The organism is Actinotignum inguinis (genome assembly GCF_051265835.1).
Classification (GTDB): domain Bacteria; phylum Actinomycetota; class Actinomycetes; order Actinomycetales; family Actinomycetaceae; genus Actinotignum; species Actinotignum timonense.
In genome coordinates this window covers 35,890-60,659 of sequence record NZ_JBOZDP010000008.1, presented here as the reverse complement: position 1 = coordinate 60,659, position 24,770 = coordinate 35,890, and the positions used below count along the sequence as shown (strand labels likewise).

Below are 24,770 nucleotides of genomic sequence, written 5' to 3'. Positions count from 1 at the left end.
GTGAGCATGGCATTGTATCGGCGGTATCGCCCGGAGCGTTTTCAAGATGTTATCGGCCAGGAGCAGGTAACTCGTCCCCTCATGGCTGCGTTGCGCGGGGAGCGCACGGTGCACGCCTATCTCTTTTCCGGCCCGCGCGGGTGCGGGAAAACTACCTCGGCGCGCATCCTCGCCCGCTGCCTGAATTGCGCGCAGGCGCCCACGGATACGCCGTGCGGGGAATGCGCCTCGTGCCGGGAGCTGGCGGGGGATGGCCCCGGTTCTCTGGATGTGGTGGAAATGGACGCGGCCAGCCACGGCGGGGTAGATGATGCCCGTGACCTGGTCGAACGCGCGGCTTTCGCCCCCAGCCGGGATCGCTACAAGATTTTCATTATTGACGAAGCCCATATGGTCACCACTCAGGGTTTCAACGCTCTGCTCAAACTCGTGGAAGAACCTCCGGCTCATATCAAGTTCATTTTCGCCACCACGGAGCCGGAAAAAGTTATCGGTACCATCCGCTCGCGTACTCATCACTATCCGTTCCGCCTGGTCTCCCCGGCGCGCATGGAAGAGTATCTCTCGCACATCTGCGCGGAGGAAGGTATCACTCCGGAACCGGGGGTGCTCGGTTTGGTGGTGCGCGCGGGCGGGGGATCGGTGCGTGATTCCCTCTCGGTTTTGGACCAGCTCATGGGCGGTTCGGAAACGTCCACGCTGTCCTATTCTCAAGCGGTTGCGCTGCTGGGTTATACGGATAGTGGCCTGCTGGATCGCGCGGTCACCGCCATTGCCGAAAGTTCGGGCAGCCAGCTTTTCGGCGTCGTCGAAGAACTGATCGGTGCCGGGCATGAACCGCGCCGTTTCGTGGAAGATCTGCTCCAGCGCCTGCGCGATCTGATCGTCATCGATTTGGCGGGGGAGGCCGCGGCGGACGCTTTGGGCGAATTACCGCAGGATCAGCTGGCCACTATGCGTACCCAAGCGCAGGCTCTGGGAGCGGCGCGCGCCACCGAAAGTGCCGAGCGTGCGAACGAGGCGCTTTCCGCGATGGTGGGCGCTACCTCGCCGCGCTTGCAACTGGAATTGCTCTGTGCTCGGCTTTTGCTTCCCGGCAGCGCGGCGGCGCCTTCGGGGAGCAGTTCCGGTGGTGGGGCGCGGGAAAGTGGCGCGGCACGGCCGGTTACTGGACCCGCGGCACGTGGTGGAAACGCGCGGAAATCGCCGCAGGATATCGCGCGGGAAAAGGCACGGGCAGCTGCCGTTGCGGCCGCAGCGCAGCGCGGGGCCCCGGTAGTTTCGGGCTCTGCTACCGTTCCGTCTGTGTCCGCGCCGCAGCCTGTTACTTCCGTTTCAGTGCAGAACGACGACGCCGCAACTCCCACCCAACCCGCTCCTCAACAGGCTAAGGAATCGCCCGCGGCGCCAGCTGCGGCTCAGCCTGCCGAGCAGCCCGTGCAGCAGCGTGCTCCGCAAGCGGAAGAACACCCGGCTCAACAGGCGGTTCAGCCGGCCAGTGAACCAGCAGTGCAGCAACCGGGCGAAGTTAGCGTGGAGCAGCCGGCTGCTTCGGAAGAATCAGGGCCGGATCACGCTGCCGAGCTCACGGCCAGGTGGGCGGAGGTAACCTCATCCGGGCGTTTCGCCCAAGCGATTTTCTCCGGGCCTACCCGGGTGCTCGGCTCGCGAGGCAACCAGGTTGCCCTGGAGTTTTCTTCAGAAAAGGTCCTCGGCGCCCTCCAAGATCCGCGCAACGTGGAGCGTTTGAGTGCCCACCTTTCGCATTTCACCTCGGTTCCTGTCACCGTGCGGGTTATTGCCGCGGCCCCTCAGCAGGCCGACGCTCCGGGGCAGCCTGGTAACGCGGGTCAGCCGGATAACGCGGTGACGGAGAATCCCCAATCGCCAGCGGCAGCTCAGCCGCGCCCGGGTGGTCCCGATGGCGGTGGTGCCCACCCAAAAGCTAATGCCGCCACCGCGGCGGCCGCTCCCGCTCCTGCTCCCGCCAGTCCTGCCGGTGCTCCCGCACGGCAGGAAGCAGTCCGCGGTGCTAGTAGCACGGTCGCGGATGATGAGTGGCCCGAACCTGAAGAACTCTCCGATCCGGATGACGCGGAAGACTACCCGCCCAGCCGGCAAGCCACGGCGCCCGGAAATGCGAGCTCTGGCGCGGCCAGTGCGAGCGCGGCCAGCCCTGGCCCGGCTAATCCCGGATCAGCTAGCCCCGGATCAGCTAACCCCGGCGGGGAGATTCCTTTCTATCTTCAAAACATGCCCATGCCGCAGCCTTTCGCCGGTCCGGGCGATATGCCGGCATCCCCGGGAAGCCCGGCACTAGGTGGCAGCCCGCTCGCCGCAGGGCAGGCAGCCGTGGGGCAGGTAGCCGCGGGGCAGGCAGCCGCGCCTGAGCCCGCGCAGGATTTCCATATCCCGCGCCCGCCGCAGCGCACCCAGGAAGTCCCCACCTATGACGCCCGGGAACACCTACGTCAGCTTCGCCACGGAACAGCGGGGGGCAACGCGCCCGCGGGGAGCACGCCCGGCGGTAGGGTGGCCGCGGGTGCTGGGTCCACCGCCAATGCGTCCACCGCGCCGGCCAGCCCCGTGCCAGCCGGTCCGAACAGCCCGCATAATTCCGCGCCGCAGGCGGGGGTAGGGTATTCTACTGAGGAGGATGATGTCTCCTTGGACGATCCCACAATCGAGCAGAGCAATGTTGTCGGGCTGCAAGTTGTGGTGGAAATGCTCTCGGGAACTATCGTTGAAGAAATTGATACCGCACAAGGAGGAATGTAGTGGCGGGGGTGTATGACGGCGCCGTGCAGGAGCTCATTGATGAGCTCGGGCGCCTGCCGGGCATCGGCCCGAAAAGCGCCCAACGCATCGCCTTCTACCTCCTCGAACAAGAAGAACCTGAAGTGCGGGCGCTCGCGGAAGCCATGCTCCGGGTCAAGGAACGGGTTCACTTCTGCCAGATCTGCGGCAACGTCACCGAAGCAGATATCTGTTCGCTGTGCTCAGATATCCGGCGTAGTGATGCCGTGATCTGCGTCGTCGAAGAAGCCAAAGACATTATGGTCATCGAACGCACCCGCGAATACCGCGGGCGCTACCACGTGCTAGGCGGCTCCATTAACCCCATCCAAGGTATCGGCCCGGAGGACCTGCGCATCCGCGAACTCCTCACCCGGCTCCAAGATGGCCGCGTCACCGAAGTTATTATCGCCACCGACCCCAATATTGAAGGCGATGCCACAGCGGCCTACCTCATCCGCCTCCTCACTCCCATCGGAATAGCGCTCTCCCGCCTCGCCTCCGGACTCCCCGTAGGCGGAGACCTCGAATACGCTGACGAAATCACGCTCTCGCGCGCTTTCGAAGGCCGCACCCGCATTACCAGCGGTACAACCGCGACTACCACCACTGACACCGGCACCGGCACAGGTACCATCCCCGCGGATACGATGACCACCGGCGCAGAAACCGGTACCACCACAAGCACAGAAACCACCGGCACGGGCACCACGAACACACCCGGCACGGGCACCACGAGCACGCCCGGCACCGGCATGACAGATACGGGACGAATGCCCTCGGTGATTCCGGGCACCACGCCTTCCGCCCCAGTTGCGGAAACGCACGGCGAGCACAACTAAGCAGCTCAGTCCGGGATCACCGTAAAGCACAGCGCCCCGCCCCAATGAGGCACCTCGCACAAAGCGATGCTTCGCATAATGAGGCACCTCGCTCACAAGAGCACCGAGCAGGAGAACAATCTCACCTGAAAATCTCGGAATGACCCGCAGGCGGCCCCGCGCTTCCAGTTACCATTAGTAAGTCTCGGAAAAATAGGAGTTAATGTGGCACTCATCGTGCAGAAGTTCGGGGGATCCTCGGTCGCCGATCCCGCCGGACTCAGACGAGTGGCGAAACGAATTGCCCAGACCAGCAAAGCCGGAAACAAAGTCGTTGTTGTGGTTTCCGCCATGGGAGACACCACCGATAATCTCTTGGACCTCGCCCACAACGTCACCGATAACCCGCCCGCGCGGGAACTCGATATCCTCCTCACCGCGGGGGAACGGATCTCCATGGCCCTCCTCGCCATGGCCGTCAATGACGAAGGCGTCGCGGCGCACTCGTTCACCGGCCAGCAAGCCGGCCTGCACACCGATGCACGCTACGGCAATGCCTCCATCACCGGGATCGTTCCCGAACGCATTTTCCGGACCGTGCAAGACGGCGCCGTCGCCATTATTGCCGGATTCCAAGGCGTGAACGACACCAATGACGTCACCACCCTCGGGCGGGGCGGCTCCGACACCACCGCCGTGGCCTTCGCCGCCGCCCTCGGCGCGGACGTATGCGAAATCTACACGGATGTGGATGGTGTGCTTTCCGCGGACCCGCGCATCGTCCCCGCGGCCAGCCAACGCCGCGAACTCAGCTACGAAGAAACGCTAGAATTAGCGGCACACGGAGCGAAAGTGCTCCACCTGCGGGCGGTGGAATTCGCCCGGAAATTCAATGTGGCCTTGCACGTACGATCATCATTCTCCGAGAACGAAGGGACGTGGATAGTGGAAGAAACCGCGAAACAGGGCGGATATGAAGACGCCGTCGTCGTCGGAGTGGCACACGACCGCAACCAGGGCAAAATCTCGGTCACGGGCGTGCCCAATCTTCCCGGATCCGCCGCGAAAATCTTCTCCTGCGTGGCCGAAGCGGACTGCAATATTGACATGATCGTGCAGAACACCGCGCTCACCCGGGTGGGCCTGAGCAATATTTCCTTCACGGTTCCCCGCGATCAGGTGGACCTCGCCGTCGCCGCGCTACGCGCCAACCAGGCCGAATTCGGTTTCGAGGACATCGCCGTCAGCTCCGAAATCGGCATCCTCTCCATCGTGGGCGCGGGCATGCGCTCCCACAGCGGCGTCTCCTCCAAGCTGTTCAAAACCCTGGGGGATAACGGCGTGAACGTGGATATGATCAGCACCTCGGAAATCCGCATTTCCGTGGTGGTAGACCCGAATGTGCTAGACGCGGCCGCCCGCGCGGTCCACACCGCCTTCGGGCTGGACGCCAGCGAAGAAGCAATCGTTTACGGAGGGACAGGCCGATGAGCATCACCTTGGCAGTAGTGGGAGCAACCGGGCAGGTCGGGCGGGTTATGCGCGCCCTGCTGGAAGAACGCGACGTTCCGGTGGGCCGGGTGCGGTTCTTTGCGACGGCGCGCTCAGCCGGCACCGAACTGCCCTTCCGGGGCGAAAGCATCGTGGTGGAAGATATTGCCACCGCTGACCTGGCCGGCATTGACATCGCGGTGTTCTCCGCCGGCGGGGATGCCTCGCGCACCTACGCGCCGAAGTTCGTTGCGGCAGGTGCCGTCGTCGTCGATAATTCTTCCGCGTGGCGCCGCGATCCGGACGTGCCGCTCGTCGTCTCCGAAGTCAATCCGCAGGATATTGCGCGCCGCCCCAAGGGCATTATCGCTAACCCGAATTGCACCACCATGGCCGCGATGCCCATCCTCAAGCCGCTGCACGATGCCTACGGGCTCACTCGCCTGATCGCCTCCTCCTATCAGGCGGTTTCCGGTTCCGGGGTGCGGGGCGTGCACGAGCTAACCACCGGGGTGCGCGCCGCGCTGGATGGTGACGTGGAAGCCCTTGCCCTGGACGGGCACGCCGTTGACCTGCCCGAACCTGAGGTGTACCGGGCACCCATCGCTTTCAACGCGGTCGCTTTTGCCGGGAACCTCGCCGAGGATGGCAGCGGCGAAACCGATGAAGAACAAAAACTGCGCAACGAATCGCGCAAAATCCTCGGCATCCCGGACCTCGCGGTAGCCGGGACGTGCGTGCGCGTGCCGGTGTACACCGCGCACGGGATGTCCGTCAACGCGGAATTTGAGAAGGAGGTCGACGTCGCAGCTGCAATCGAGCTCCTCAAAGGTGCTCCCGGTGTAGAAGTGGTGGACCTGCCCAATCCTCTGGATGCGGCTGGGAAGGATGCCTGCTTCGTGGGGCGCATCCGCCGCGATCCTTCGGTGCCGGGCGGGCGCGGGCTGGCCTTCTTCTGCGTGGCGGATAACCTGCGCAAGGGCGCGGCCCTCAATACTATTCAGCTGGCTGAACTGGTTATTAAGGAGCTCACAGAGAATAGCGCGGCCTAGCGGCTAGGCGCGGCACCGGTGCGACTAGCTCGCGGCACCGGGCGCGGCAGTCGCGACTTGCGCAATAAGCGCGCCTTATTCCGGCGTGGCCGCGACCGCCGGAATCTCCCCGGTTTCCCCGTCCAGGAAGGTGGATTCGTCACGCCGGTGGCGCAGCACTTTCTCCACGAAGGAGGCCACGGCTTCGGCCTGCGGCACATCGCGCTGCTGGTCTTCGGAGATGAACCAGCGGTGTTCCAGGATTTCGTGGAATAGCTCGGCCGGCTCCAGTTTCGCGGTGAGCTCGGGCGGGATCGCGGCCACGGTCGGTTCATAAACATCGGCGAGCCAATCGTGGGCGATCATCATATCGGATTTGCCGCTCTTATTGTGGAGGGCGGCGTATTCGTCAATATCGTTGAGGATCCGGCGAGCCTGGTTTTCTTCCACATCTAGGCCGGTCAGGCGCCACACCTTGCGCGAATAGTGCCCGGCTTCCACGATCTTCGGTTGGATGAGGAGGCGGTCTTCGTCCGGGCCGGAATCGATAGCGATCTCATCCACGTCAAAGCCCAGGTCATTGAGGCGGCGCACCCGCTCCGTGACCTTCCACTTTTCATCCGGGCCGATGGCCACCTGCGCGGTGATTTCCTCCCACAGCTCGAAGTAGCGATCCGAGAACGTATCGCCCACCCCGATGGTGTCGAAATCTTCGGGAAGCACCCCGCCGGCCTGCAAGTCCATGAGCTCGCCAATAATATTCGTGCGGGCCACGTCGATATCGTATTCGCGTTTGCGCTGGGTGATGGGGCTGTAAAGCTCCCCGGTTTCCGCGTCCACCAAATACGCGGCGAAAGTTCCCGCGTCGCGGCGGAAGAGGGTATTCGACAGCGACACATCGCCCCAGAAGAATCCGAGGAGGTGGAGCCGGACCAGCAGCACAGCTAGACCGTCAATCAGTTGGGCGATGGTGGCACGCCGGTGTTGCTGCCCGAAAATCGCGCGGTAGGGAAGGGAGAAGGGGAGGTGCTCGGTGATGAGGCAGGCGTTGAGGGCATTGCCTTCCGCGTCGGTGCGTTTGGAGACCACCGCCACCGGTTCCACCGAGGGTGCCCCGAGGCGCTTGAGGGTGCGCAGCAGCTCGTATTCACGTACCGCCACCAGTTCGGAAATTTCTTTAATGGCGATGATCCGCCCGGAGAGCCGCACGAAACGCACGGTGTGGCGGGAAATACCGCGCGGGAGCGCAGCGATGAGATCACGAGGCCACTCTTCGAGCGCCACGTTCCACGGCAGATCGAGGAGATCAGGTTCAACGCTAGCCGCCATAATGGATAGCGGGGATCGCATGAGTGTCCTTTCCGGGAGTAGCTGCGGCTTAATCGTAGCCGAAAGCTCGAGAGCCCGGCGCGTTCGGGCGCGCTCGGGTAGTTCGGCGCGCGGGCGCGCTAGGCCGGTGCGGGGCTCGGATTATCCGCCACGAGCGCGCCGTCTACTCGCGCGCCATCTACTAACGCGCCATCAACCAGCGCCCCCGCCTCCACCATCCCGGCTTCCTCCAAGAAAGCCCGCACGGGCGGGGTGAGGTCCGCCAAAATTTCCGCGGGGGTCCCCACCTGCTGGAGAGCGCCATCCACCATGACGCCCACCCGATGGGCGCAGCTGAAAGCCTCGCGCGGATCGTTTGTTACGTACACCGTGGTGATGCCGGTGCGTTCCTGAAGCACGGCAATCTGTTCGCGAATCTCATCGCGAATTTCCACATCCATATTTTTCAACGGCTCATCCATGAGGAAAATTCGGGGCCGGCGCACCACCGCCCGCCCCATGGAGACCCGCTGGCGTTCGGCGCGGGTGAGCTGGGCAGGTTTCGCGTCCAGGAACTCGGTGAGTTCCAAAATATCTGCCGCCTGCGCCACCCGCGCGGCGATATCATCCGGGTCCGCCCCGGCAATTTTCAGGTGGAAGCCCATATTATCCGCGACCGTCATATGCGGATACAGGGCGTAATTCTGAAATACGATCACTACATCGCGCATGGACGGCGGCAGCGCGGTCACATCTTCACCGTCCAACAGCACCGCCCCGTAATCAACATCCTCCAGCCCCGCAATCATGCGTAAAACCGTGGATTTTCCGGAGCTGACCGGGCCGGTGAGGGCGAAAAACTCGCCGTCGTTGATATGGAGATTCACGTGGTCCACCGCGGGCGCAGGCGCATCGGGATAGTACAGTGTCGCATTGACGAGTGACACAGAAGCCATGGGAATTCTCCATCAGTTATAGCGGTCGGCATTGACACGCTCATCCACTATTATGCCACGTCAGGAACGGGAATACGAGAGTGAATTCCCGCTAAAAATGCGCGGGCCGGCACACTTCGGTATTTTTGAGGTATGCGGGAGGAAATTGGTGGCTATCGGCTGGTGCGGCGCATTGGCTTTGGCGGCATGTCCACGGTCTACGAGGCGGTGGACGGCGCCGGCACCCGCGTGGCCCTGAAACTCCTCCACCCGGCGGCCGTGGATGGGGCGGCCGGGCGCGAACGCCTGCGCCGCGAAGTTGCGATGTTGCAGCGGGTGCGTGGGCCCTATGTTGCCGAAGTGCTCGATGCCGAAACGGATGACGAGGATGCTTTTATCGTCACCCAACTGGTGGAAGGCCCCACTCTCGCGGAGGATGTGCGCGCGGACGGCCCCTACCCGCCCGCGGAATTAGTCACCCTTGCCCGTCAGCTCCACGCCGCGGTCACCTCCGTGCATCGCCTCGGGGTGCTGCACCGCGATCTCAAACCGTCGAACGTCATGCTCGGCGCGAACGGCCCGGTCCTCATCGATTTCGGCATCGCGCAAACGGGTGCCGATAGCCGCCTCACCATGTCCGGCGCGGTCACCCACACTCCCGGCTACCTCGACCCGCGGGTGCTGCGCGGCCACGCCCCGGACGAAGCCGCTGATCTGTGGGCGCTCGCAGCGGTCATCGCTTTCGCCGCCACCGGTCACGATCCCTATCCGGGTGCGAACCCGGCGGTGATCATGCGCCGCGTCCTCGAGGGGGACGTAGACGTGACCGGCGTGCCGCCGCGTATCGCCCACGCCCTGCGCGCCGCGCTTGCCGAGCCGGTAGAGCAGCGGTGGGGGATTGCTGAGGTAGTTGCGGCCCTCGCGGATCCGGTTTCATGGTACGACGACGCCGCTACCGCACCCCGCGCCCTACCCACCCAGCTGGATGCAACCGTGCCGGCGGCCCTTCCCGGGGCGGCGGCGCCGAGCTATAACGCCACGGATAGCGTTCCCAGTGCGTTCCCGGAAACCTGGCCCCAACCCATTTACGCCGGCTCGGCCACCGCGCCCTATCCGGAAGTTGCTGCTTATCCGCAAGCTGGGCCGGGTGTTGCGGCGCCCGCCACCACTCCCTACCCGCAAGCCAGCGGTTACCTGGAAACCGTACCGGGCTCCGCCGCGCCTTTCGCTTCCCATCCGGAAGCCGCACCCTATCCGGGCGCCGCACCGCTAGAACCCGCCCCGCTCCCGCTGTGGGCCCGCCCGCCTCGACGTACCCCCGTCCTCAGCTTCGTGCTGGGCGGGTTGCTCTGCGCGCTGGTGGCTGCCTGGCAGATCGCCGGATACGTGGGATATGCGCTTGTCACGCTGTGCTTGGCCTTCGCGGAGCGGAACGCGGCGCGGCTGCGGCGGCGTCGTGCAGAAGAAGGCGGGCCGTTCCGCGGTGAACACCTGGGGCAAATTCTGCGCGCCCCGCTCACCCTCGCGGAAAGCTCCCTCAGCGTGATCCCGCTGCACGGCGTGGGGCTCCTCGCGGTCACGCTCGGCTTTGTTGCGGCGCGGCTGGGCGGGCTCACCGGGCCGGGCGCGGGTGCGGTGGCGGCGCTCGCGGGTGTGGGAATCTCCTGGCTCAGCCCGAGCGGGTGGATAGCGCGCGGCGGCAGCGCGGTCATCTTCGCCAAGCTCGCCCCCACCCGCCCCTACCGGGCCTTTTGGGCCGTGGTGCTGGCTGCCGGAGCGGCCGCACTCGCGCTCCTCGCGCTCTCCGGGGTGCTGGGCGTGCCCGCGCATACCCCGCTCAGCTTCGGGTATTTCGGCGAACCGCTGGTCACGATGGTCAAGGATATTGTGGCCGGCGCGGGGCGCTAAACGGCCGGCGTACCCGGCAGCGCGGCCCACCAAACCGCCCGCGCAGCCCGCCAAACCGCCGCCAAACCGCCCGCGCGGGCAATGTCACCCGGCCGGCCCTCACTTTTCCCAGGGAAAGCGGCGATAATTGACATGTTAAAGTCAGGGTGAAAGGCGCAGTGGCCGGCTGGCCGCAGGCGCGTCGTCGTAACCGAGGAAAAGTGAATGGCACAGACTCAGAAGAATAACCGGCAAAGCTCCGCGGCGCAGCGGCGTGAAACCGCGCGCGCGGCGGCGGCCCGGCTCCAGGAACAGGAAAAGAAGCGGGCGCGGCGCAATCGCGCGCTCGCGGTTGTGGCGGCTGTTGTGGTGGTGGCGCTCATCGCGGCGGCCGTGTGGTTCATCCTCTCGAATAAGAAGGATGATGCGGGCGCCCCGGCCACGCAGGAAAGTTCCGCGGCCGCGTACCCGAGCGCGCCGGCCACCGCGCTGGCCGAACGCTCCGCCCCGAAGGTCACCGCGCAGCTGCCGAAAAACGTGACCCCGGATGTGGGGGTGAGCGTGGGCAGCTCGCTGGCGGCCGGCACCGTGAACGAAGGCAAGCCGGTTGTTGATATTTACTTCGACTACCTGTGCGTGTGGTGCAACCGCCTGGAAACCTCCTACGCGGAGGAGCTCACCCAGCGCGCGAAGAACGGTGAAATCACGCTGGTCTACCACCCGCTCGTGGTGGAATCCCAGTACGAATTCTCCCACACGGCTTCTGCTTCGGCACTGTGGGTGGCCGAGCATCGCCCCGATGTTTTCGCGGCCTACCATAACGAAATTTTCGCTATGACGGCCCCGCTCTTCGAAGCGAAGGAAAAGGTGCCGGTTCCGCAGACCGCGCAGTTGGCCGAACTCGGTAAGAAGGCCGGCCTCACCGATGCCGAAGCCGAGCAAATGATCGCGGATATCGCCGTTGGGGACGGCAAGCCCGCCATGTACTCCGAGCTGCTGGGCCAGTCGCTCCAGCAGTTCAGCGCCGACGGCTTCACCGGCACCCCCACCGTGCTCCTCAACGGCAAGCAGGTGGCGGACTGGACCGACGGCAAGCTCAGCGCCGCGCTCGACGCCCTCAAGTAAAGCTGGCCTCGGCGCCGCGTGCCCTTTCGGTACGACGACGCCGCAGCGGGGCGGTCGCTTCGCGCCGCCCCGCTGGGTGCTCAGCTCCCGGGATCCCTATTTGTTCCAGAGGGGGGATTCTGGCATGATAAACTCTGGTTCCTTGCTCGGCGGGTGTGCCGGGCAAGAATTGCCTCCGTAGCTCAGTTGGTAGAGCAGCTGTCTTGTAAACAGCAGGTCACAGGTTCGAGTCCTGCCGGGGGCTCCGATGTAATACATATTTCAGAAACACCACCCGCGTGAAGTAGCTGTTTGTGTGACGTAGCGGCGTGCGAATAGTAGGTGGCAAAACACGGTAGCACTGGACGAGCTTCGCATCGTACCGTTAGTGGTGGATGGTGCGTGGCATCGGTAGCCACGTCCAATCGATCATTTGACTGAGACGCGGTAGCCGCAGTGGCTCCTGGTTATGGAGGTTTTTCATGTCCTTTCCGGTAGGCGCTTTGGTTGCTGCTGCGCCCTCGTTCCAACGGGCTTTGCGGAAAATGAGCAAGTATCCGCGCGAGCCGCGGGTGTTCTCGCACAAAAAGATAGGCCTTACGTTTGGGTGGACAGGCGAAATCGTAATGGCAGTGACTATAATTGCGTTGGCAACCGCGGATGAGGAAAGCCGTCCCGATGATGCCACCCTCGGAATCATTTGCTGCTCCGGCATGATGATTTTTTGTTCTTGGTTCCTGTGGATGGGGTACAAACGGCGGCTGGGTGTGGATAATGAAAAGACCTGGTACAGGTTCCCTCCGTTTCCTTATCGAGAGGTCTACTTCGCTGATATAACGCGGATCGTTTATACCGGAGTTTCTTTTGGGCTTTACGCCGGCGAGAAGAGTAAGTTCTTCGCCAAGAAAAAGAACACCATTGGAATCGCCATTAACGTTTTCGATTACACCCTGGCCTACCTGCGGATCCTGGAGGAGATGCGGATCCGGCGCTTCACGGTTGGGAAAATCGAGCCCCATGATCCGAGGTGGCCAGAAGCATGGCAGGATATGCGTAATCGGCTGGCGGCCGAAGCGTATCGGAACCATCAAAATTACTATGATTCCCACCCTGCCGAATTGCAGGAGCTCAACGCATTAGCGGTAGGGCGATTCGTTACTCCGAACCCGGTTCCACCGCCTCCTACTCAAAACGGATACTGAGAAAACCCGGTTTTAGCTCCGGAAGCGGCGCCAAGCCGCGAGCGCTACTCCGGCCCCGCCCAACAGCGCCGTGAGCGCCAGGCCGGTAGCGGAGTTCGCGCCGGTGCGCTGTAGTGGCCTTGGGCGCGGCGTGGGCACCGAGGGCGGTGTGCTGGGGGCATTCGGAGTGCTCGGAACTGTGGGAGTGCTGATAGTAGCCGGCACGGTAGGTGTAGGTGCCGGCGGCGCAGGCGTGGACGGCGTCGGGCTGGGCACGTTCCGGTCGCCGGGCTCCGGCACCGGCGATTCGGAAGGTTCCGGTGACGTGGACGGTTCCGGCTCCGGCGATTCAGAAGGCTCCGGTTCCGGCGTAGGTTCCAGTTCCGGCGTAGGTTCCGGCGACGGCTCCGGTTGCTCGCACAGCGTGATGACCGCGGCGGCTTGATCGCAGCCGTCCTCGCCAACCCCGCTGATGGTGTAGGTAACCGCGGGATTGGCGTGGAGCGCGTAGAGGTAGGTATACCAATCGCCCGCGCCCAGGGAGCCCTCAATATCTTTCCCGATAAGATCGCTGCGCCCGGTTTCCCGCGTCACCACGCACTGCGGCGAGCCGGTCAAACCGGCATCCGTGACCCGCTCGCGTGCAGCCGCATTCACCGCGGGCTCGCTGAGCGAATACGCGGGCAGATCGCCCATGCGGCCCCACTCAAATTCCTGCAGGCTCTGGCAGCCCGCCATATACGAACCGGGCCCGCCGCCTTCCTGCGAGCATTTCCACAGCTTATTTATGGCGCGGATCGGCAGCACGGTCACCTCCGATTGCACCGCCACATCGCCTTCCACGCGGAGCGTGTAGACGCCCGGGCTGCCTATTCCGAAAGAGTATTCGTCATAGAGGTCCATATTCGCTACCTCGCCGCCGTAGGCGAGGTACGACGGCGGATTTGTGGCAACGGCCAAGTCGGCTTTTATACGCCGCACACCAAGATTAGGATCCTCGAAATCCGGTGTGACGTGTGAGTACCAGGGGAAATCCTCGGGAGCCATATCGGGATAGAGCTCGGGATCGAAAACCGCATCCCCGTTGCTGTCGCGGCCCACATCCCAGATACGGAGCTCCTGATTGACGGGCTTGGTGGGAACCGTCCAGCGGCTCTCCCAATCGAAATCAGGCTGCGCCTGGAGGGCCTCAAGAGCGGGGTAGTCCGGAACGCTGGTGAGCGTCATTTTTACGTTCTCCAGTACGGTCGGAACGAAAACCGCCGCGCCCTGCGCAGTCTGGATATGGTCCGAGGATTCCACCAGGCGAGCTACCTGAACCGTGTAACTCACATGGGCGACGTCGCCCACCTTCTCCACGCAGGTATCCCCGCCGCGGCAGTTCACTCCGCCTCCTGTAGCGGTCATGACATTGCGCATGAGCGTCCGGTCAGGATCGGGACCGCCGGCTGTGGCGGTGGCGGGAAGGAAAATGCCGGCGCCGGCCAGGGCGGTGGCAAGGGCGAACCGCCCGAAGGTGTGTGCGTGAATGGCCATGGGTACCCCCCCGTGGAAAATAATTCTCTATCCAGCTTCAGCTGTGAAACTACATTGAGAAACGGCGTGATATGCGGGCGGGAATCCCACACTACACCCCATGTTACGCCGTAGTAAATGAATATGCACAGATATTTAGGGTAACCGCCAATCCACCGGGCTGGCGCCCTGCTCGGCCAGCAGTGCATTGGCGCGCGAAAAAGGCTTGGAACCGAAGAAACCGCGCGAAGCGGAAAGCGGCGACGGGTGCGGGCTGGCAATCACCGGGGTGTTTCCCAGCAGCGGGCGCAGCTCCTGAGCGTTACGGCCCCATAAAATCGCCACCAGCGGTTTCCCGCGCGCCGCGAGGGTGCGAATCGCATGATCGGTAACTTTTTCCCAGCCGCGCCCCCGGTGTGAATTAGCGTTATTCGGGGTCACGGTCAGCACCCTGTTGAGCAGCATCACGCCCTGTTCGCACCACGGCGTGAGGTCACCGCTGCTGGGGAGCGGGGCGCCAACGTCGTCGTGTAATTCCCGAAAAATATTGACGAGCGAGCGCGGCGGCGCCACATTCGGCGCCACGCTAAAGGAGAGCCCCACCGCATTTCCGGGGGTGGGGTAGGGGTCCTGGCCCACAATGAGCACCTTCACGGAATCCAGGGGATAGGTAAAAGCGCGCAGCACATTTTTGCCCGCGGGAAGATAGCCGCGCCCGGCCGCGTTCTCTTCGCGTAAGAACGTACCCATCTCATGAATGATAGGTTCAACAGGGGCAAGAGCCCGCGCCCAATCGGGGCTGATGATCTCGGAAAGAGGCTGCATAGTGTCAGAGTACCGGAGTGAGGAACCTCCTTTTGCGAGCGCCCCTTCGAGTGAGGGTAGTGGGGAAGCTTCGTGGGAGGATTTCTTGCGTAGTGCCGGCCCTGCCTTGCACGACGACGAGCTGCGCGTCCTCACCACGGAGATGCGGTGGCGGGCCAGGTACCGCACGAAAACCGAAGCGATCCGGGCGCTCGGCATGACTCCCACCCGCTACTACCTCATTCTTTCCGGCATTCTCAATAACCCGCGCGCCGAAGTGGAGTACCCGGATGTGGTGCGAGCCATCACCCGGCTGCGGGACCTGCGCGATAAGGAACGCGGCGGGCGCGGTGAGTGACGCGCGCTGCAGGTGGTGACCCAGACAAGTGATGCGCGCTGCGCGGGCGGCGCGGGCGGCGCGGGCGGCGCGTCATTTGTGGCGACCGCGTGCCGCGTCACCGCTGATTGCGCGGCAGAAAACAGCTAGGCTAACGGTGTGGCAGGAAAGTACCCAGTAGACGAATTTGATATCGCGGCGCGCCAGCGCACAACCCGCGGCGCTCACCGCAAGCGCGAATCCTCGGCAAAGTGGTGGATCGCGCTCATCGCTATCCTCATTCTCGCCCCGGCGCTCGGGTACGGCATTGTCAAAATGAACCAGATTTCAGTAGCGCCACCCTCGCACAAGCCGAGCGTGAGCGCACCGGCCCAGTCCTCGGCTACGGCGCCCGAAGCCGGAGCCGAAGGTGCGGGCACGGAAGGCGGCCCGGCCCCTGCTTCGGAGGCGCCGGCGCCCGCGGAAGAAGCATCGCCTTCGGCTTCCCCCACCCCGGCCGCTGAAGTGGATCACAGCCGTTCCACCCTCATCCTCAACGCCTCTGGGATTTCCGGATATGCCGCCGCCCATCAGCGCCAACTCACCGACGCTGGCTTCACTACCACCTCCATCGGTAACTACCAGCACGCGGCACCGGCTCACTCCCAGATTTTCTATCCGGCGGCCGCCGATCTGCCCACCGTGGAAGCCATCGGTGCCGAACTGGGAATCACCGATTTCGTTGAAAACGCCAGCGCGAGCGGGGATAGCATCGTCGTCGTGCTGGCGGGGGATACCCGCGACTAAAGGACCTCGCGTGAAGATTCCCGGCTTCGCCAGCCGCTAAAACTTGAGTGCTTCCCGCTCAAGTTTCCGGGGCGGTTATCCGGGGTTGGGCGCGCGGAATCGCGGGCGTATCGCGCTTTTCTGGCGGGTGGCTGCTGCGTCGTCGTACCTGAACCACAGCTTGCACTCACGCCGTGAGAGTGCCAGAATCTCTGTTAGCACTCCGAGTATGTGAGTGATAAGTCCAACTGGTTGGTGAGGCTGACCGTGAGCGAAGAAAGGCTTCGCGCGGGAGGTCGTCCGTCGCGGGCACCGGCCACAGTGATTCTGGAGGAATATCGCATGGCAAAGACCATTGCTTTTGATGAGGAAGCACGCCGCTCCATGGAGCGCGGCCTCAATCTCCTCGCGGACACCGTCAAGGTGACGCTGGGACCCAAGGGCCGTAACGTCGTTCTTGATAAGAAGTGGGGCGCCCCCACCATCACGAATGACGGTGTGTCCATCGCCAAGGAAATTGAGCTGGAAGATCCCTACGAGCGCATCGGTGCTGAGCTCGTCAAGGAAGTCGCCAAGAAGACGGACGACATCGCCGGTGACGGCACCACCACCGCGACGGTTCTCGCCCAGGCTCTCGTGCAGGAAGGCCTGCGCAATGTGGCCGCTGGCGCCAACCCCATCGCGCTGAAGAAGGGTATCGATACCGCGGTCAAGGCCGTGACCGAACGCCTCCTCGCGGACGCGAAGGAAGTCGATACCCGCGAAGAAATCGCCTCCACCGCCGCCATCTCGGCCGGTGACCAGGAAATTGGTGAGGTCATTGCCGAAGCCATGGATAAGGCTGGCAAGGAAGGCGTCATCACCGTGGAAGAGTCCTCCGGCCTGGAGCTGGAGCTCGAGCTCACCGAAGGTATGTCCTTCGATAAGGGCTACCTCTCCCCCTACTTCGTGACCGATGCCGAGCGCCAGGAAGCGGTTCTGGAAGATCCCTTCATCCTCTTCGTGGATTCGAAGATCTCCAACCAGAAGGAACTCCTCCCGGTTCTCGAAAAGGTGATGCAGGCTGATCGCCCGCTCCTCATCATTGCCGAGGATGTGGAATCCGAAGCGCTGGCCACCCTCGTGGTCAACAAGATCCGCGGCACCTTCCGCTCCGTGGCCGTCAAGGCCCCGGGCTTCGGTGATCGCCGCAAGGAAATGCTTCAGGATATGGCCATCCTCACCGGCGGCCAGGTGATCTCCGAGTCCGTTGGTCTCAAGCTGGAGAACACCGACCTCACGCTCCTCGGCCGCGCCCGCAAGGTGGTTGTCACCAAGGAAAACACCACCATCGTGGACGGCGCTGGCGACCAGGAGCAGATCGACGGGCGCGTTTCCCAGATCCGCACCCAGATCGAAAACTCCACCTCCGAATACGACACCGAGAAGCTCCAGGAGCGCCTGGCCAAGCTCGCCGGTGGCGTGGCGATCATCAAGGCCGGTGCGGCTACCGAGGTTGAACTCAAGGAACGCAAGCACCGCATCGAGGACGCCGTGCGCAACGCCAAGGCGGCCGTGGAAGAAGGCACCGTCGCCGGTGGTGGCGTGGCCCTTATCCAGGCCGGTAAGGAAGCTTTCGCCGACCTCAAGCTCGAGGGCGACGAAGCGACCGGCGCGGCTATCGTGCGTTACGCTATCGAAGCTCCGCTCAAGCAGATCGCCAGCAATGCCGGCCTCGAGGGCGGCGTGGTGGCCGAGAAGGTCCGCAACCTCCCCAAGGGCGAGGGCCTCAACGCGGCTACCGGCGAATACGTCAACCTCATGGAGGCGGGCGTTATGGATCCGGTCAAGGTGACCCGCTCGGCGCTGCAGAACGCGGCCTCCATTGCCGGCCTGTTCCTCACCACCGAAGCCGTGGTGGCGGACAAGCCCGAACCGCCGGCTCCGGCCGCGCAGGGTGACGGCGGCATGGGCGGCATGTACTAAACCGCTAGGTTCAGCTGTAGCTGACGCCAAGAAGTAATAGTGCTGCCAGCGTGATCTGGTAGTTGTCGGGTGGCGCGCTTTCCGAGAGGAGGGCGCGCCACCTTTGTGGTATCCGGCCGGGCATACGAGGACGGCCGCGGTGTGCCGCTTCGGCGTGGTGCGCCGGGTCTGCTGCACTTGACCGCCACGGCCGCGGCTACATATCCGGTTCGCGCTCGATGCCGTGCGTGGGGGAGGGATCGGCGGGCCGGGCCACAATATCGCCTTCCGGATCGTCTTCGATCAGCGGCGGGATGCTCTCCGTATAGCGCGGGGTACGCCGAGGCGTGCTTTCGCGTTCCTTTTCCTTCCACACTTCCGCCTGGGCACGATCCGCGAGCGGGGAATCAATATTCTCCGCCAGCGCGATGGCCTCATCGCGTTCCTTCTCCGCCGCCCGCCGGCGCGCATTAATCTTATTGAGGGTGGCCTGGGAGACCTCTTCACGCTGGCGCTTGCGAAGCTGTTCTGCGCTCAGCTGCTGCTCGCTCGGCTCGGCGGCCGGCCCGGTGGGCAGCACCCGCGTCACCTCGCCGGCATCCTCTTCCGGAATCCGTGCCTCCACCGCTTCCAAAGTAGAAGTTTCGGTGCGGGCATCGCGATAGGCATCCGCCCCGGCCGGCGCGGTTGGTGCGGAGGGAGTGGCGAGCCCGGTGAGCGTCGTCGTACCTACATTCGCGTCCCCCGGGCGCGTTACGTTTGCCGGGCGTGTCACGTCCACGGTTCGCGCGGCATCTACTGTTCGCGCGCCTTCAGCAGTCCCGGACGCATCCATCGGGGGCACCGTATCCGCAGGCCGCGGCCTGTCCGCAGCGTGCGCCGTATCCGCGGCGCGCGGCCCGCCCGTACCCGGCTCCGGCTCGGCCAGGCGCTTGCGCAATTTCGCGGCCTCCGCCTGCAAATTCTGACGCGCCGCGTCCTCCCATTTTTGCCCCTCGGGCGTATAAAACAAATGCTTGCGCTCGAGCAGCTTCGCAACGATTTTCTCGCGCCCGCGCCAGAAACTCTCGTCGGGAATATGCGGGTATTCTTCGCGAATCGCCTGGGTATAGCGCCGGTAGCTCTGCGGGGACGAAGCCAAAATCGCCAGGTGTGCATCACGCAGCACCATAATGTCAATATCCTGTTCGGCGGTCCCCAGGCTGGTGGCCGGGGCACGCCCCATCACCGGCATTGCGGTGAGCGCCGGCGCCTTCATCCCCCAAATCAGCTCGGCCACCCGGCGCGCGGTTTCCGGCGCGATGCCGAGGTTCGTCAGCTCATTTTCAGCCGTGCGCGCCGAAAGCAGTTCATCTTCACCGCCGCGTTTCGTGTAGACGCGGTAGCGCGACGTCGAAAAAACCACGCCGTGGTACCAGGCCGCAAGCCGCACGGTATCCGGGTGATGCGTTTCGTTAATGAGTTTTTCCACATTGGCGAGCATGGCCGTGAGGTGGTGAATATCGTGGAAGATACGATCCGGTTCCGACCAGCGCGCCAGCACCGAGGTACACGTCTCCTGAATCTCCGCGCTGGACGCGGTCGCCCCCAGCCCCGTCACTGCCTTCTCGAAAGAAACCGGCAGCCACGAAGGAACGGACATATTTCCTCCCACCGTGGTGCGCACCCGCGGCGAACTTTTCGCCAGGGGACGACGACGCACGTCGCCCTCCGCACTCAAACGCAACTGATTCTAATCATGCCCAGGCCCGGGTGGGGAACATGTGGGTCTTTGTGCGGGGCGCGCCCGCCCCGGGGGAGTGCGGCGCGGCGCGTGGACGCGGGCGGAGAGTTCCCCGGGCCTGCCACTTTTCGCCCAGCTGAACGCGATAACCGGGCCGGCGGGGTGCACGGGCGCGGCCGGTGCACTAACGTAGAGACGTGATATCTGACGCAGCCTTTTCCGCCTCGCACGCAGCTGGCCGGCCCCGGGCACTGGTGACCGGGGGAAGTTCCGGCATTGGGCTCGCCTTCGCCCGCCAGCTCGCCGCCCGCGGATACGCGCTGGTCCTGGTGGCGCGCGGGGCGCAACGCCTAGGCGCCGTGGCTGAAAAATTCCGGGCGCGGGGCGTGGAATGCGAAACGATGTGTTGCGATCTGGGCGTGGGGAACGACGTCGCACGCCTATGCGATTATCTGCGTGACAATGCCGTTGATGTGGTTATCAATAATGCCGGGGCTGGCCTGTATGAGAGCCTCGTGGACGGGGATATGGACCGGATTGACGCGGCGGCTGCCCTCATGGCGGGCGCGCCGGTGCGGATCGGTGCGGCGGCCACCGCGGCGATGGCCGCGCGGGGGAAGGGCGCCCTCATTAATATTGCCTCGGTGCAGAGCTTCGTTCCCATGGGTGCTTACGCGGCCCTCAAATCTTTTGTGCGGGTCTGGTCCGAATCGCTGGCGGTGGAGCTGCACGGCAGCGGGGTGACGGTTACCGCGGTGCTACCCGGCTGGGTACGTTCGGATTTCCACCGCAACTCGGGCGGGAAACGCTCCGGGGTTCCCGATGTGCTATGGCTGGAGCCCGATACGGTGGCGCGGGCCGCACTCGCCGCGGCCGCGCGCGGAAAAGTCCGCTGCACGCCGACCGTGCGCTACAAGATCATTGGTTTCCTGGCGGAGAAAGGCCCGCGCTGCGCGGTAAACTGGGTGGCAAGGAAAATTAATGGCAGTGGGCGAAAGGCGGACCGCGGGTGAGCGAGCTCGAACCGATTGATCCGTATCTGGATGAGTCCAAGGCCCGCCGCCGGCATCGGGTGCGCCGCGCCCTGACGAAACCGGTCATGTCCACGATTCTTCGACCTACCGTGCTGGGGGAAGAAAATATTGAGAACTTGGACGGCGCGTTTATCCTGGTGCCAAATCATTCTTCGCACCTGGATGCCCCGATGATTTTCTCGCTGCTTCCCGATAAACTCACTGAGCGCTTAGCAACCGGCGCGGCCGCGGATTATTTTTATCGCCGCCGTGGCATTTCTAATCTCACTTCGCTGTTCTTTAATACCTATCCCATTGAGCGTGGTAAAAAACCCACCGGGAAAGCCGGCTCCGAATATCAGCCCGGGCGCGCCAAGGGGATGACGGGCCGCCTGCTGGCCGCGGGTGTTCCGATTCTGATTTTCCCGGAAGGGACCCGCTCGCGTACCGGGAAGCTCGGCACCCCCAAGGCGGGCGCCGCGGCCCTCGCGCAGCGTTTCAATGTTCCTATTGTTCCTATCGCCATGTCTGGCGGGCACGAGGTCATGCCGGTGGGGGCGGTGCTCCCGAAGTTCCGCGGCGAAGTGTTTTTGTTTATTGGCCGGCCCATGTACGGGCTGCCGGAGGAAGACCCGGCTGATTTTATGGGCCGGGTATTCACCGCTATTGAGATGATGCTCGAGCAGAAGAGCGCGCATCCGCTCACCCCGGAAGGAGCCAGCCCCTTTGATCCGCCGGCAGCTGAGTAGCCCGCCTATTCCTTCCCGCCCGGTTTCGCGGGCGCGAGCGCATCGGGGCTCTGGCACGGTTCGCTCGGTGCGGGGAAGGTGAGCTGCACCGTGAGCCCGCCACCGGGGGTGGTGAGCGCCCGGGCGGTGCCGTGATGCGCGGCCATAATGGCGGCAACAATGGCAAGGCCCAGCCCGGAGCCCCCCGATTCGCGCGAACGTGAATAGTCCGGGCGGTAGAACCGCTCAAAAATGCGCTGGGAATCCGCCTCGGAAATACCCGGGCCGTGATCGCGCACTTCGATAGTGGGCTGGCCCTCCGCGATGCCCACCGCCACTTCCACTGGGCTGGCTTCCGGGGCGTGCGCGAGCACATTCGACAGCAAATTGGCGATCACCTGGGTGATACGATCCGCATCCCCGTGCACCTCCACCACCTCGGGCGGCGGGGTGCTCCCATCCAAAGCGACCACCGTGGCGGTGCGCTGCGGGGCTCGCACCCGGAAATCAAGGATGGCGTTATCGGCCAGTTTGGCCAGATTGACGCAATCAAGATTAAGGGGCCGGTTTTCGTCCAAGCGGGCCAGTTGGAGCAGATCCTCCACCAGCCCGGCCATCCGGTTGGCTTCCGATTCCACCCGTTCCATTGCCTCGGGGACCCGCTCGGGGGGAACCCCGCCCAGGCGGTACAGCTCGGAATACCCGCGCACGGTGGCCAGCGGGGTGCGTAATTCGTGGGAGGCGTCCGAAACGAAGCGCCGCATTTTTGCTTCCGAGCGCTCTTTTTCCGCGAAGGCATGCTCGATTTGGGCGAGCATAACGTTAATAGAGTTAGCGAGCATCCCAACTTCGTCGTCGTCCTCACCGTGCGGGACGCGTTCGGCCAGGTGCCCTTCCGCGATGGTATGCGTGGCCGCCTCGATATCACGCAGGGATCGCAAGGTACGTGACACCAGGCCGGTAACGGCAAGCCCGGCGGCCAGCACGGTCGCGAGCCCGGCGAGCACGAAAATAAGACGCAGCCGCGCAATTGTAAATTCGATAGGGCCGAGCGGCTGGGCAATAATAATATTCCCGGTAATGAGGCCGCCGGTGGACGTCGGGCTAATGGGGTGCACGAGCACCCGCCAATCCGAGCCGTACAGGGTGGAAGGAACCGTCACGGGCTCTTCGGAACCCAAGCTGGCAATACGCTCAAGTTCGCGCGGGTAACCGAATTCTTCCACGGCCCCCGGGTTAGGGAGCTCGTAGGTGGTCACGTCTCGCTGCCCGGCAATACCCCAATTGACCCGCACGAAGAAATCGGAAAGGTTGAGGGAGGACTGGCTGGCGCCGGGCATTTCCTGGAGGAACATTCGTTCCACCGAACGCGCATTCGTGGTCAAATCCTGGTCGATTGTGGAGACCAGGTATTGCTTGAGGAGGGTGACCGAAGCGAAACCCAAAAAGGTTGCCGCGGTGCCCACCAGAATAACGAAGGCAATAATGAGGCGGCCGGCCAGGGTGCGGGCCGGCCGCAGCGCGCGCCGGAAAATTCCGTCGCGGCGGGTGTGAGCGCTTTCCGCAGGGAACGGATCGTGACGTTGGGTCATAACCGAATGCTATTTGGAAGCACGCAGAACGTAGCCGATGCCACGGCGAGTGTGGATGAGCGGCACAAGATTGCGTGCCTCCTCCGGGTCGGTAATCCCCAGCGCTTCCGGGGAATCAATTTTGCGCCGCAAATAGGAAATATAGGATTCCACGATGGAGATCTCGCCCTGCCAGTTGTAATCCCATACATGGTCGAGGATCTGAGATTTAGAAACCACCCGCTCGGCATTAATAATAAGGTAGCGCAGCAGCTTGAATTCGGTGGGGGAGAGTTCCACCGGCCGGCCGGCGCGGGTGACCTCATAGGAATCTTCGTTCATTTCCAGGTCCGCGTAGCGCAGTACCGCCGATTCGGTTTCCTCAGGGCTGGTGCGCCGCAGCACCGCGCGGATCCGAGCCACCACTTCCTCCAGGGAGAACGGCTTGGTGATGTAATCATCCCCGCCCACTGTCAAGCCCTGGACCTTGTCTTTCACATCATCGCGGGCGGTGAGGAACAGCACGGGCAGATCGTGATCACGTTCGCGCAGGCGGCGCAGTACCTCAAAGCCATCCATGCCCGGCATCATAATATCGAGGACGGCCAGGTCCAGATGCTGATTTTGCTGGTGAGCGAGGGCTTCCGCGCCATCGGCGGCGGTGTACACATCGAATCCGGCGAACCGGAGAGAAACGGAAAGAAGTTCACGAATCGAGGGCTCATCATCAACAACGAGGATGGCCGCTTCGGGAGTGTGCTCGGTAGGCGTCATGACGTTAAGGAAACTCGAGGTATCTGGAAGCTTCCTGAAAGTTTGCGGGAAGCGAAAGCAAAGCGGTGGGAGCGGTAGAGGTGGAACGACGACGCCGCGGGCCGGGGTGGCACCGCCACCCCGGCCCGGGAAGCCACGCGGAGTTCGGGGCACATAGGTGCATCGGGCTCGCGCCCGTGCCCGGTGCGGGAGATTTCTCCGCGTCGGCGAGCCTTGCGCTTTAGTAGCTGGAGAAATCCCGGCCCTCGAGTTGCGCGGGTTCTTGGCCACTCTTGAGGGCAGCTAGGCGCGCTTCGATTTCTGCGTCGTCGGAATGATCCTCCAATTCGGCGAATTGATCGGCCAAGCTCAGGGAGGCAACTTCGGCCTTGCCCTGCGCCAGGGCTTCCTGGCGGCGGACCCGGTCTTCGAAACGGGCCAGCTCGCTGGTGGGATCAAGCACGTTGATCGAGGAGATGGCATCCTGCACCTGGCTTTGCGCCTCGGCGGACTTCTGGCGCGCCACCAGGGTGTCACGCTTATTCTTGAGCTCGGTGAGCTTTTCCTTCATCTGGGTGAGCCCGGACTTGAGCTGCTCCACCACCTTTTCCTGGGAGGCGAGCATGGGTTCGGCATCCTTGGCTTCGCGCTCGTACTGGATCTGCTTGCTCAGCGCCACTTTTGCCAGGTCATCCCAGTGGTTCGCACCCGCTTCATCGCCCTTGGCGCGCATCTCATCGGCGCGGCGGGAGGAGGCGATGGCCTTCTGGCCCCAGTCGCGCGCGGCCTTGACGTCCTCGTTGTAATCGGATTGCGCCAGGCGCAGATTGCCCACGGTCAGCGCCACGGCATCTTCGGCTTCCGCGATGGAATTCTTGTAATCGCGCACCATCTGGTCGAGCATTTTCTGCGGGTCTTCCGCGCGGTCAAGGAGCGCGTTAATATTCGCCTTCGCGAGCTGGGTAATGCGTCCGAGGATTGTTTGTTTTTCAGCCATGATCAGCCTTTCTCTGTGTTATCGAGTAGGAATGGGGTGATGTACTGGATAGATAGTATCCGGGCG

The 24,770-nt window shown here is 63.6% G+C and carries 19 protein-coding genes, 1 tRNA gene and 1 pseudogene; 13 read left to right on the top strand and 8 right to left on the bottom strand.

Annotated elements, in window-relative coordinates:
* The first annotated feature begins 6 nt into the window (after positions 1–6).
* The 4 genes and pseudogenes from ACRQFC_RS05630 (at position 7) to ACRQFC_RS05615 (ending at position 6,160) form a co-directional block, all read left to right on the top strand.
* Positions 7–2,778: a DNA polymerase III subunit gamma and tau gene (locus ACRQFC_RS05630; protein ID WP_284896895.1), complete on the top strand. Its 2,772-nt coding sequence runs from the start codon at positions 7–9 to the stop codon at positions 2,776–2,778.
* A pseudogene (recR, locus tag ACRQFC_RS05625) lies at positions 2,778–3,383 on the top strand (recombination mediator RecR); the annotation flags it as partial. The gene ACRQFC_RS05630 and the pseudogene recR, both read left to right, overlap by 1 nt.
* 459 nt (positions 3,384–3,842) lie before the next feature.
* Positions 3,843–5,108 carry an aspartate kinase gene (locus ACRQFC_RS05620; RefSeq protein WP_087070336.1) on the top strand — a complete coding sequence of 422 codons (1,266 nt, stop codon included), beginning with the start codon at positions 3,843–3,845 and terminating at the stop codon, positions 5,106–5,108.
* Positions 5,105–6,160: an aspartate-semialdehyde dehydrogenase gene (locus tag ACRQFC_RS05615; RefSeq protein WP_284896882.1), complete on the top strand. Its 1,056-nt coding sequence runs from the start codon at positions 5,105–5,107 to the stop codon at positions 6,158–6,160. Before ACRQFC_RS05620 ends, ACRQFC_RS05615 begins: the two co-directional genes overlap by 4 nt.
* Positions 6,161–6,235: 75 nt before the next feature.
* On the opposite strand, the gene ACRQFC_RS05610 is transcribed toward ACRQFC_RS05615, so the two are convergent.
* Together ACRQFC_RS05610 and ACRQFC_RS05605 are read right to left on the bottom strand one after the other, a co-directional pair.
* Entirely contained in the window at positions 6,236–7,489 is a 1,254-nt protein-coding gene (locus tag ACRQFC_RS05610; protein ID WP_435734652.1) for a DUF4032 domain-containing protein, read from the bottom strand.
* A gap of 98 nt (positions 7,490–7,587) precedes the next feature.
* Complete coding sequence (locus ACRQFC_RS05605) at positions 7,588–8,403, bottom strand: ABC transporter ATP-binding protein (protein WP_284896880.1); 816 nt, start codon at positions 8,401–8,403, stop codon at positions 7,588–7,590.
* 132 nt (positions 8,404–8,535) lie between these two features.
* On the opposite strand from ACRQFC_RS05605, the gene ACRQFC_RS05600 reads away from it, so the two are divergent.
* The 4 genes from ACRQFC_RS05600 (at position 8,536) to ACRQFC_RS05585 (ending at position 12,575) form a co-directional block, all read left to right on the top strand.
* The gene (locus tag ACRQFC_RS05600; RefSeq protein WP_284896879.1) at positions 8,536–10,290 is read left to right on the top strand and encodes a serine/threonine-protein kinase; all 1,755 of its coding nucleotides are present in this window, start codon (positions 8,536–8,538) and stop codon (positions 10,288–10,290) included.
* 204 nt (positions 10,291–10,494) lie between these two features.
* Complete coding sequence (locus ACRQFC_RS05595; RefSeq protein ID WP_284896878.1) at positions 10,495–11,394, top strand: DsbA family protein; 900 nt, start codon at positions 10,495–10,497, stop codon at positions 11,392–11,394.
* A gap of 171 nt (positions 11,395–11,565) precedes the next feature.
* Positions 11,566–11,638 (top strand) — tRNA-Thr (locus tag ACRQFC_RS05590).
* Between the two features lie 217 nt (positions 11,639–11,855).
* Positions 11,856–12,575, top strand: a complete 720-nt coding sequence (locus ACRQFC_RS05585) for a hypothetical protein (protein ID WP_284896877.1) — start codon at positions 11,856–11,858, stop codon at positions 12,573–12,575.
* A gap of 12 nt (positions 12,576–12,587) precedes the next feature.
* Here the strand turns inward: ACRQFC_RS05585 and ACRQFC_RS05580 are convergent, their stop codons facing one another.
* Entirely contained in the window at positions 12,588–14,090 is a 1,503-nt protein-coding gene (locus ACRQFC_RS05580; protein ID WP_284896876.1) for a hypothetical protein, read from the bottom strand.
* Between the two features lie 135 nt (positions 14,091–14,225).
* Positions 14,226–14,894 (bottom strand): uracil-DNA glycosylase, encoded by a 669-nt coding sequence (locus ACRQFC_RS05575; protein WP_087070355.1) that lies wholly within the window; start codon positions 14,892–14,894, stop codon positions 14,226–14,228.
* Position 14,895: 1 nt separating this feature from the next.
* Between ACRQFC_RS05575 and ACRQFC_RS05570 the strand changes: the two genes are divergently transcribed.
* The 3 genes from ACRQFC_RS05570 to groL all read left to right on the top strand — a co-directional run bounded on the left by ACRQFC_RS05570 (position 14,896) and on the right by groL (position 17,940).
* Entirely contained in the window at positions 14,896–15,231 is a 336-nt protein-coding gene (locus tag ACRQFC_RS05570) for a DUF3263 domain-containing protein (protein WP_284883719.1), read from the top strand.
* Between the two features lie 138 nt (positions 15,232–15,369).
* Positions 15,370–15,996: a LytR C-terminal domain-containing protein gene (locus ACRQFC_RS05565; RefSeq protein ID WP_284883255.1), complete on the top strand. Its 627-nt coding sequence runs from the start codon at positions 15,370–15,372 to the stop codon at positions 15,994–15,996.
* A 321-nt stretch (positions 15,997–16,317) separates the two neighbouring features.
* The gene (gene groL, locus ACRQFC_RS05560; protein ID WP_016443292.1) at positions 16,318–17,940 is read left to right on the top strand and encodes a chaperonin GroEL; all 1,623 of its coding nucleotides are present in this window, start codon (positions 16,318–16,320) and stop codon (positions 17,938–17,940) included.
* Positions 17,941–18,136: 196 nt separating this feature from the next.
* Here the strand turns inward: groL and ACRQFC_RS05555 are convergent, their stop codons facing one another.
* On the bottom strand, positions 18,137–19,639 hold the full coding sequence (locus tag ACRQFC_RS05555) for an HD domain-containing protein (protein WP_284883253.1): 1,503 nt from the start codon (positions 19,637–19,639) through the stop codon (positions 18,137–18,139).
* Positions 19,640–19,839: 200 nt separating this feature from the next.
* Here ACRQFC_RS05555 and ACRQFC_RS05550 point away from each other — a divergent pair, with 200 nt between their 5' ends.
* Positions 19,840–20,655, top strand: coding sequence for an SDR family NAD(P)-dependent oxidoreductase (locus ACRQFC_RS05550; protein ID WP_284896875.1), 816 nt, complete (start codon positions 19,840–19,842; stop codon positions 20,653–20,655).
* Complete coding sequence (locus tag ACRQFC_RS05545; RefSeq protein ID WP_284883251.1) at positions 20,652–21,404, top strand: lysophospholipid acyltransferase family protein; 753 nt, start codon at positions 20,652–20,654, stop codon at positions 21,402–21,404. The genes ACRQFC_RS05550 and ACRQFC_RS05545 overlap by 4 nt, the downstream gene beginning before the upstream one ends.
* Positions 21,405–21,409: 5 nt before the next feature.
* Here ACRQFC_RS05545 and ACRQFC_RS05540 read toward each other — a convergent pair whose 3' ends face one another.
* The 3 genes from ACRQFC_RS05540 to ACRQFC_RS05530 all read right to left on the bottom strand — a co-directional run bounded on the left by ACRQFC_RS05540 (position 21,410) and on the right by ACRQFC_RS05530 (position 24,704).
* The gene (locus ACRQFC_RS05540) at positions 21,410–22,975 is read right to left on the bottom strand and encodes a sensor histidine kinase (RefSeq protein WP_284883250.1); all 1,566 of its coding nucleotides are present in this window, start codon (positions 22,973–22,975) and stop codon (positions 21,410–21,412) included.
* A 9-nt stretch (positions 22,976–22,984) separates the two neighbouring features.
* Positions 22,985–23,728 (bottom strand): response regulator transcription factor, encoded by a 744-nt coding sequence (locus tag ACRQFC_RS05535; protein ID WP_026428430.1) that lies wholly within the window; start codon positions 23,726–23,728, stop codon positions 22,985–22,987.
* A gap of 220 nt (positions 23,729–23,948) precedes the next feature.
* Positions 23,949–24,704: a PspA/IM30 family protein gene (locus ACRQFC_RS05530; RefSeq protein ID WP_035276494.1), complete on the bottom strand. Its 756-nt coding sequence runs from the start codon at positions 24,702–24,704 to the stop codon at positions 23,949–23,951.
* Positions 24,705–24,770 lie beyond the last annotated feature (66 nt).

Bases quoted from the DNA above. Each gene is read 5' to 3' on its own strand.
- ACRQFC_RS05530 (WP_035276494.1), bottom strand. From the start codon at position 24,704: ATGGCTGAAAAACAAACAATCCTCGGACGCATTACCCAGCTCGCGAAG.
- ACRQFC_RS05535 (WP_026428430.1), bottom strand. From the start codon at position 23,728: ATGACGCCTACCGAGCACACTCCCGAAGCGGCCATCCTCGTTGTTGAT.
- ACRQFC_RS05630 (WP_284896895.1), top strand. From the start codon at position 7: ATGGCATTGTATCGGCGGTATCGCCCGGAGCGTTTTCAAGATGTTATC.
- ACRQFC_RS05580 (WP_284896876.1), bottom strand. From the start codon at position 14,090: ATGGCCATTCACGCACACACCTTCGGGCGGTTCGCCCTTGCCACCGCC.
- ACRQFC_RS05595 (WP_284896878.1), top strand. From the start codon at position 10,495: ATGGCACAGACTCAGAAGAATAACCGGCAAAGCTCCGCGGCGCAGCGG.
- ACRQFC_RS05605 (WP_284896880.1), bottom strand. From the start codon at position 8,403: ATGGCTTCTGTGTCACTCGTCAATGCGACACTGTACTATCCCGATGCG.
- ACRQFC_RS05575 (WP_087070355.1), bottom strand. From the start codon at position 14,894: ATGCAGCCTCTTTCCGAGATCATCAGCCCCGATTGGGCGCGGGCTCTT.
- ACRQFC_RS05540 (WP_284883250.1), bottom strand. From the start codon at position 22,975: ATGACCCAACGTCACGATCCGTTCCCTGCGGAAAGCGCTCACACCCGC.
- ACRQFC_RS05615 (WP_284896882.1), top strand. From the start codon at position 5,105: ATGAGCATCACCTTGGCAGTAGTGGGAGCAACCGGGCAGGTCGGGCGG.
- ACRQFC_RS05610 (WP_435734652.1), bottom strand. From the start codon at position 7,489: ATGCGATCCCCGCTATCCATTATGGCGGCTAGCGTTGAACCTGATCTC.
- ACRQFC_RS05585 (WP_284896877.1), top strand. From the start codon at position 11,856: ATGTCCTTTCCGGTAGGCGCTTTGGTTGCTGCTGCGCCCTCGTTCCAA.
- groL (WP_016443292.1), top strand. From the start codon at position 16,318: ATGGCAAAGACCATTGCTTTTGATGAGGAAGCACGCCGCTCCATGGAG.
- ACRQFC_RS05600 (WP_284896879.1), top strand. From the start codon at position 8,536: ATGCGGGAGGAAATTGGTGGCTATCGGCTGGTGCGGCGCATTGGCTTT.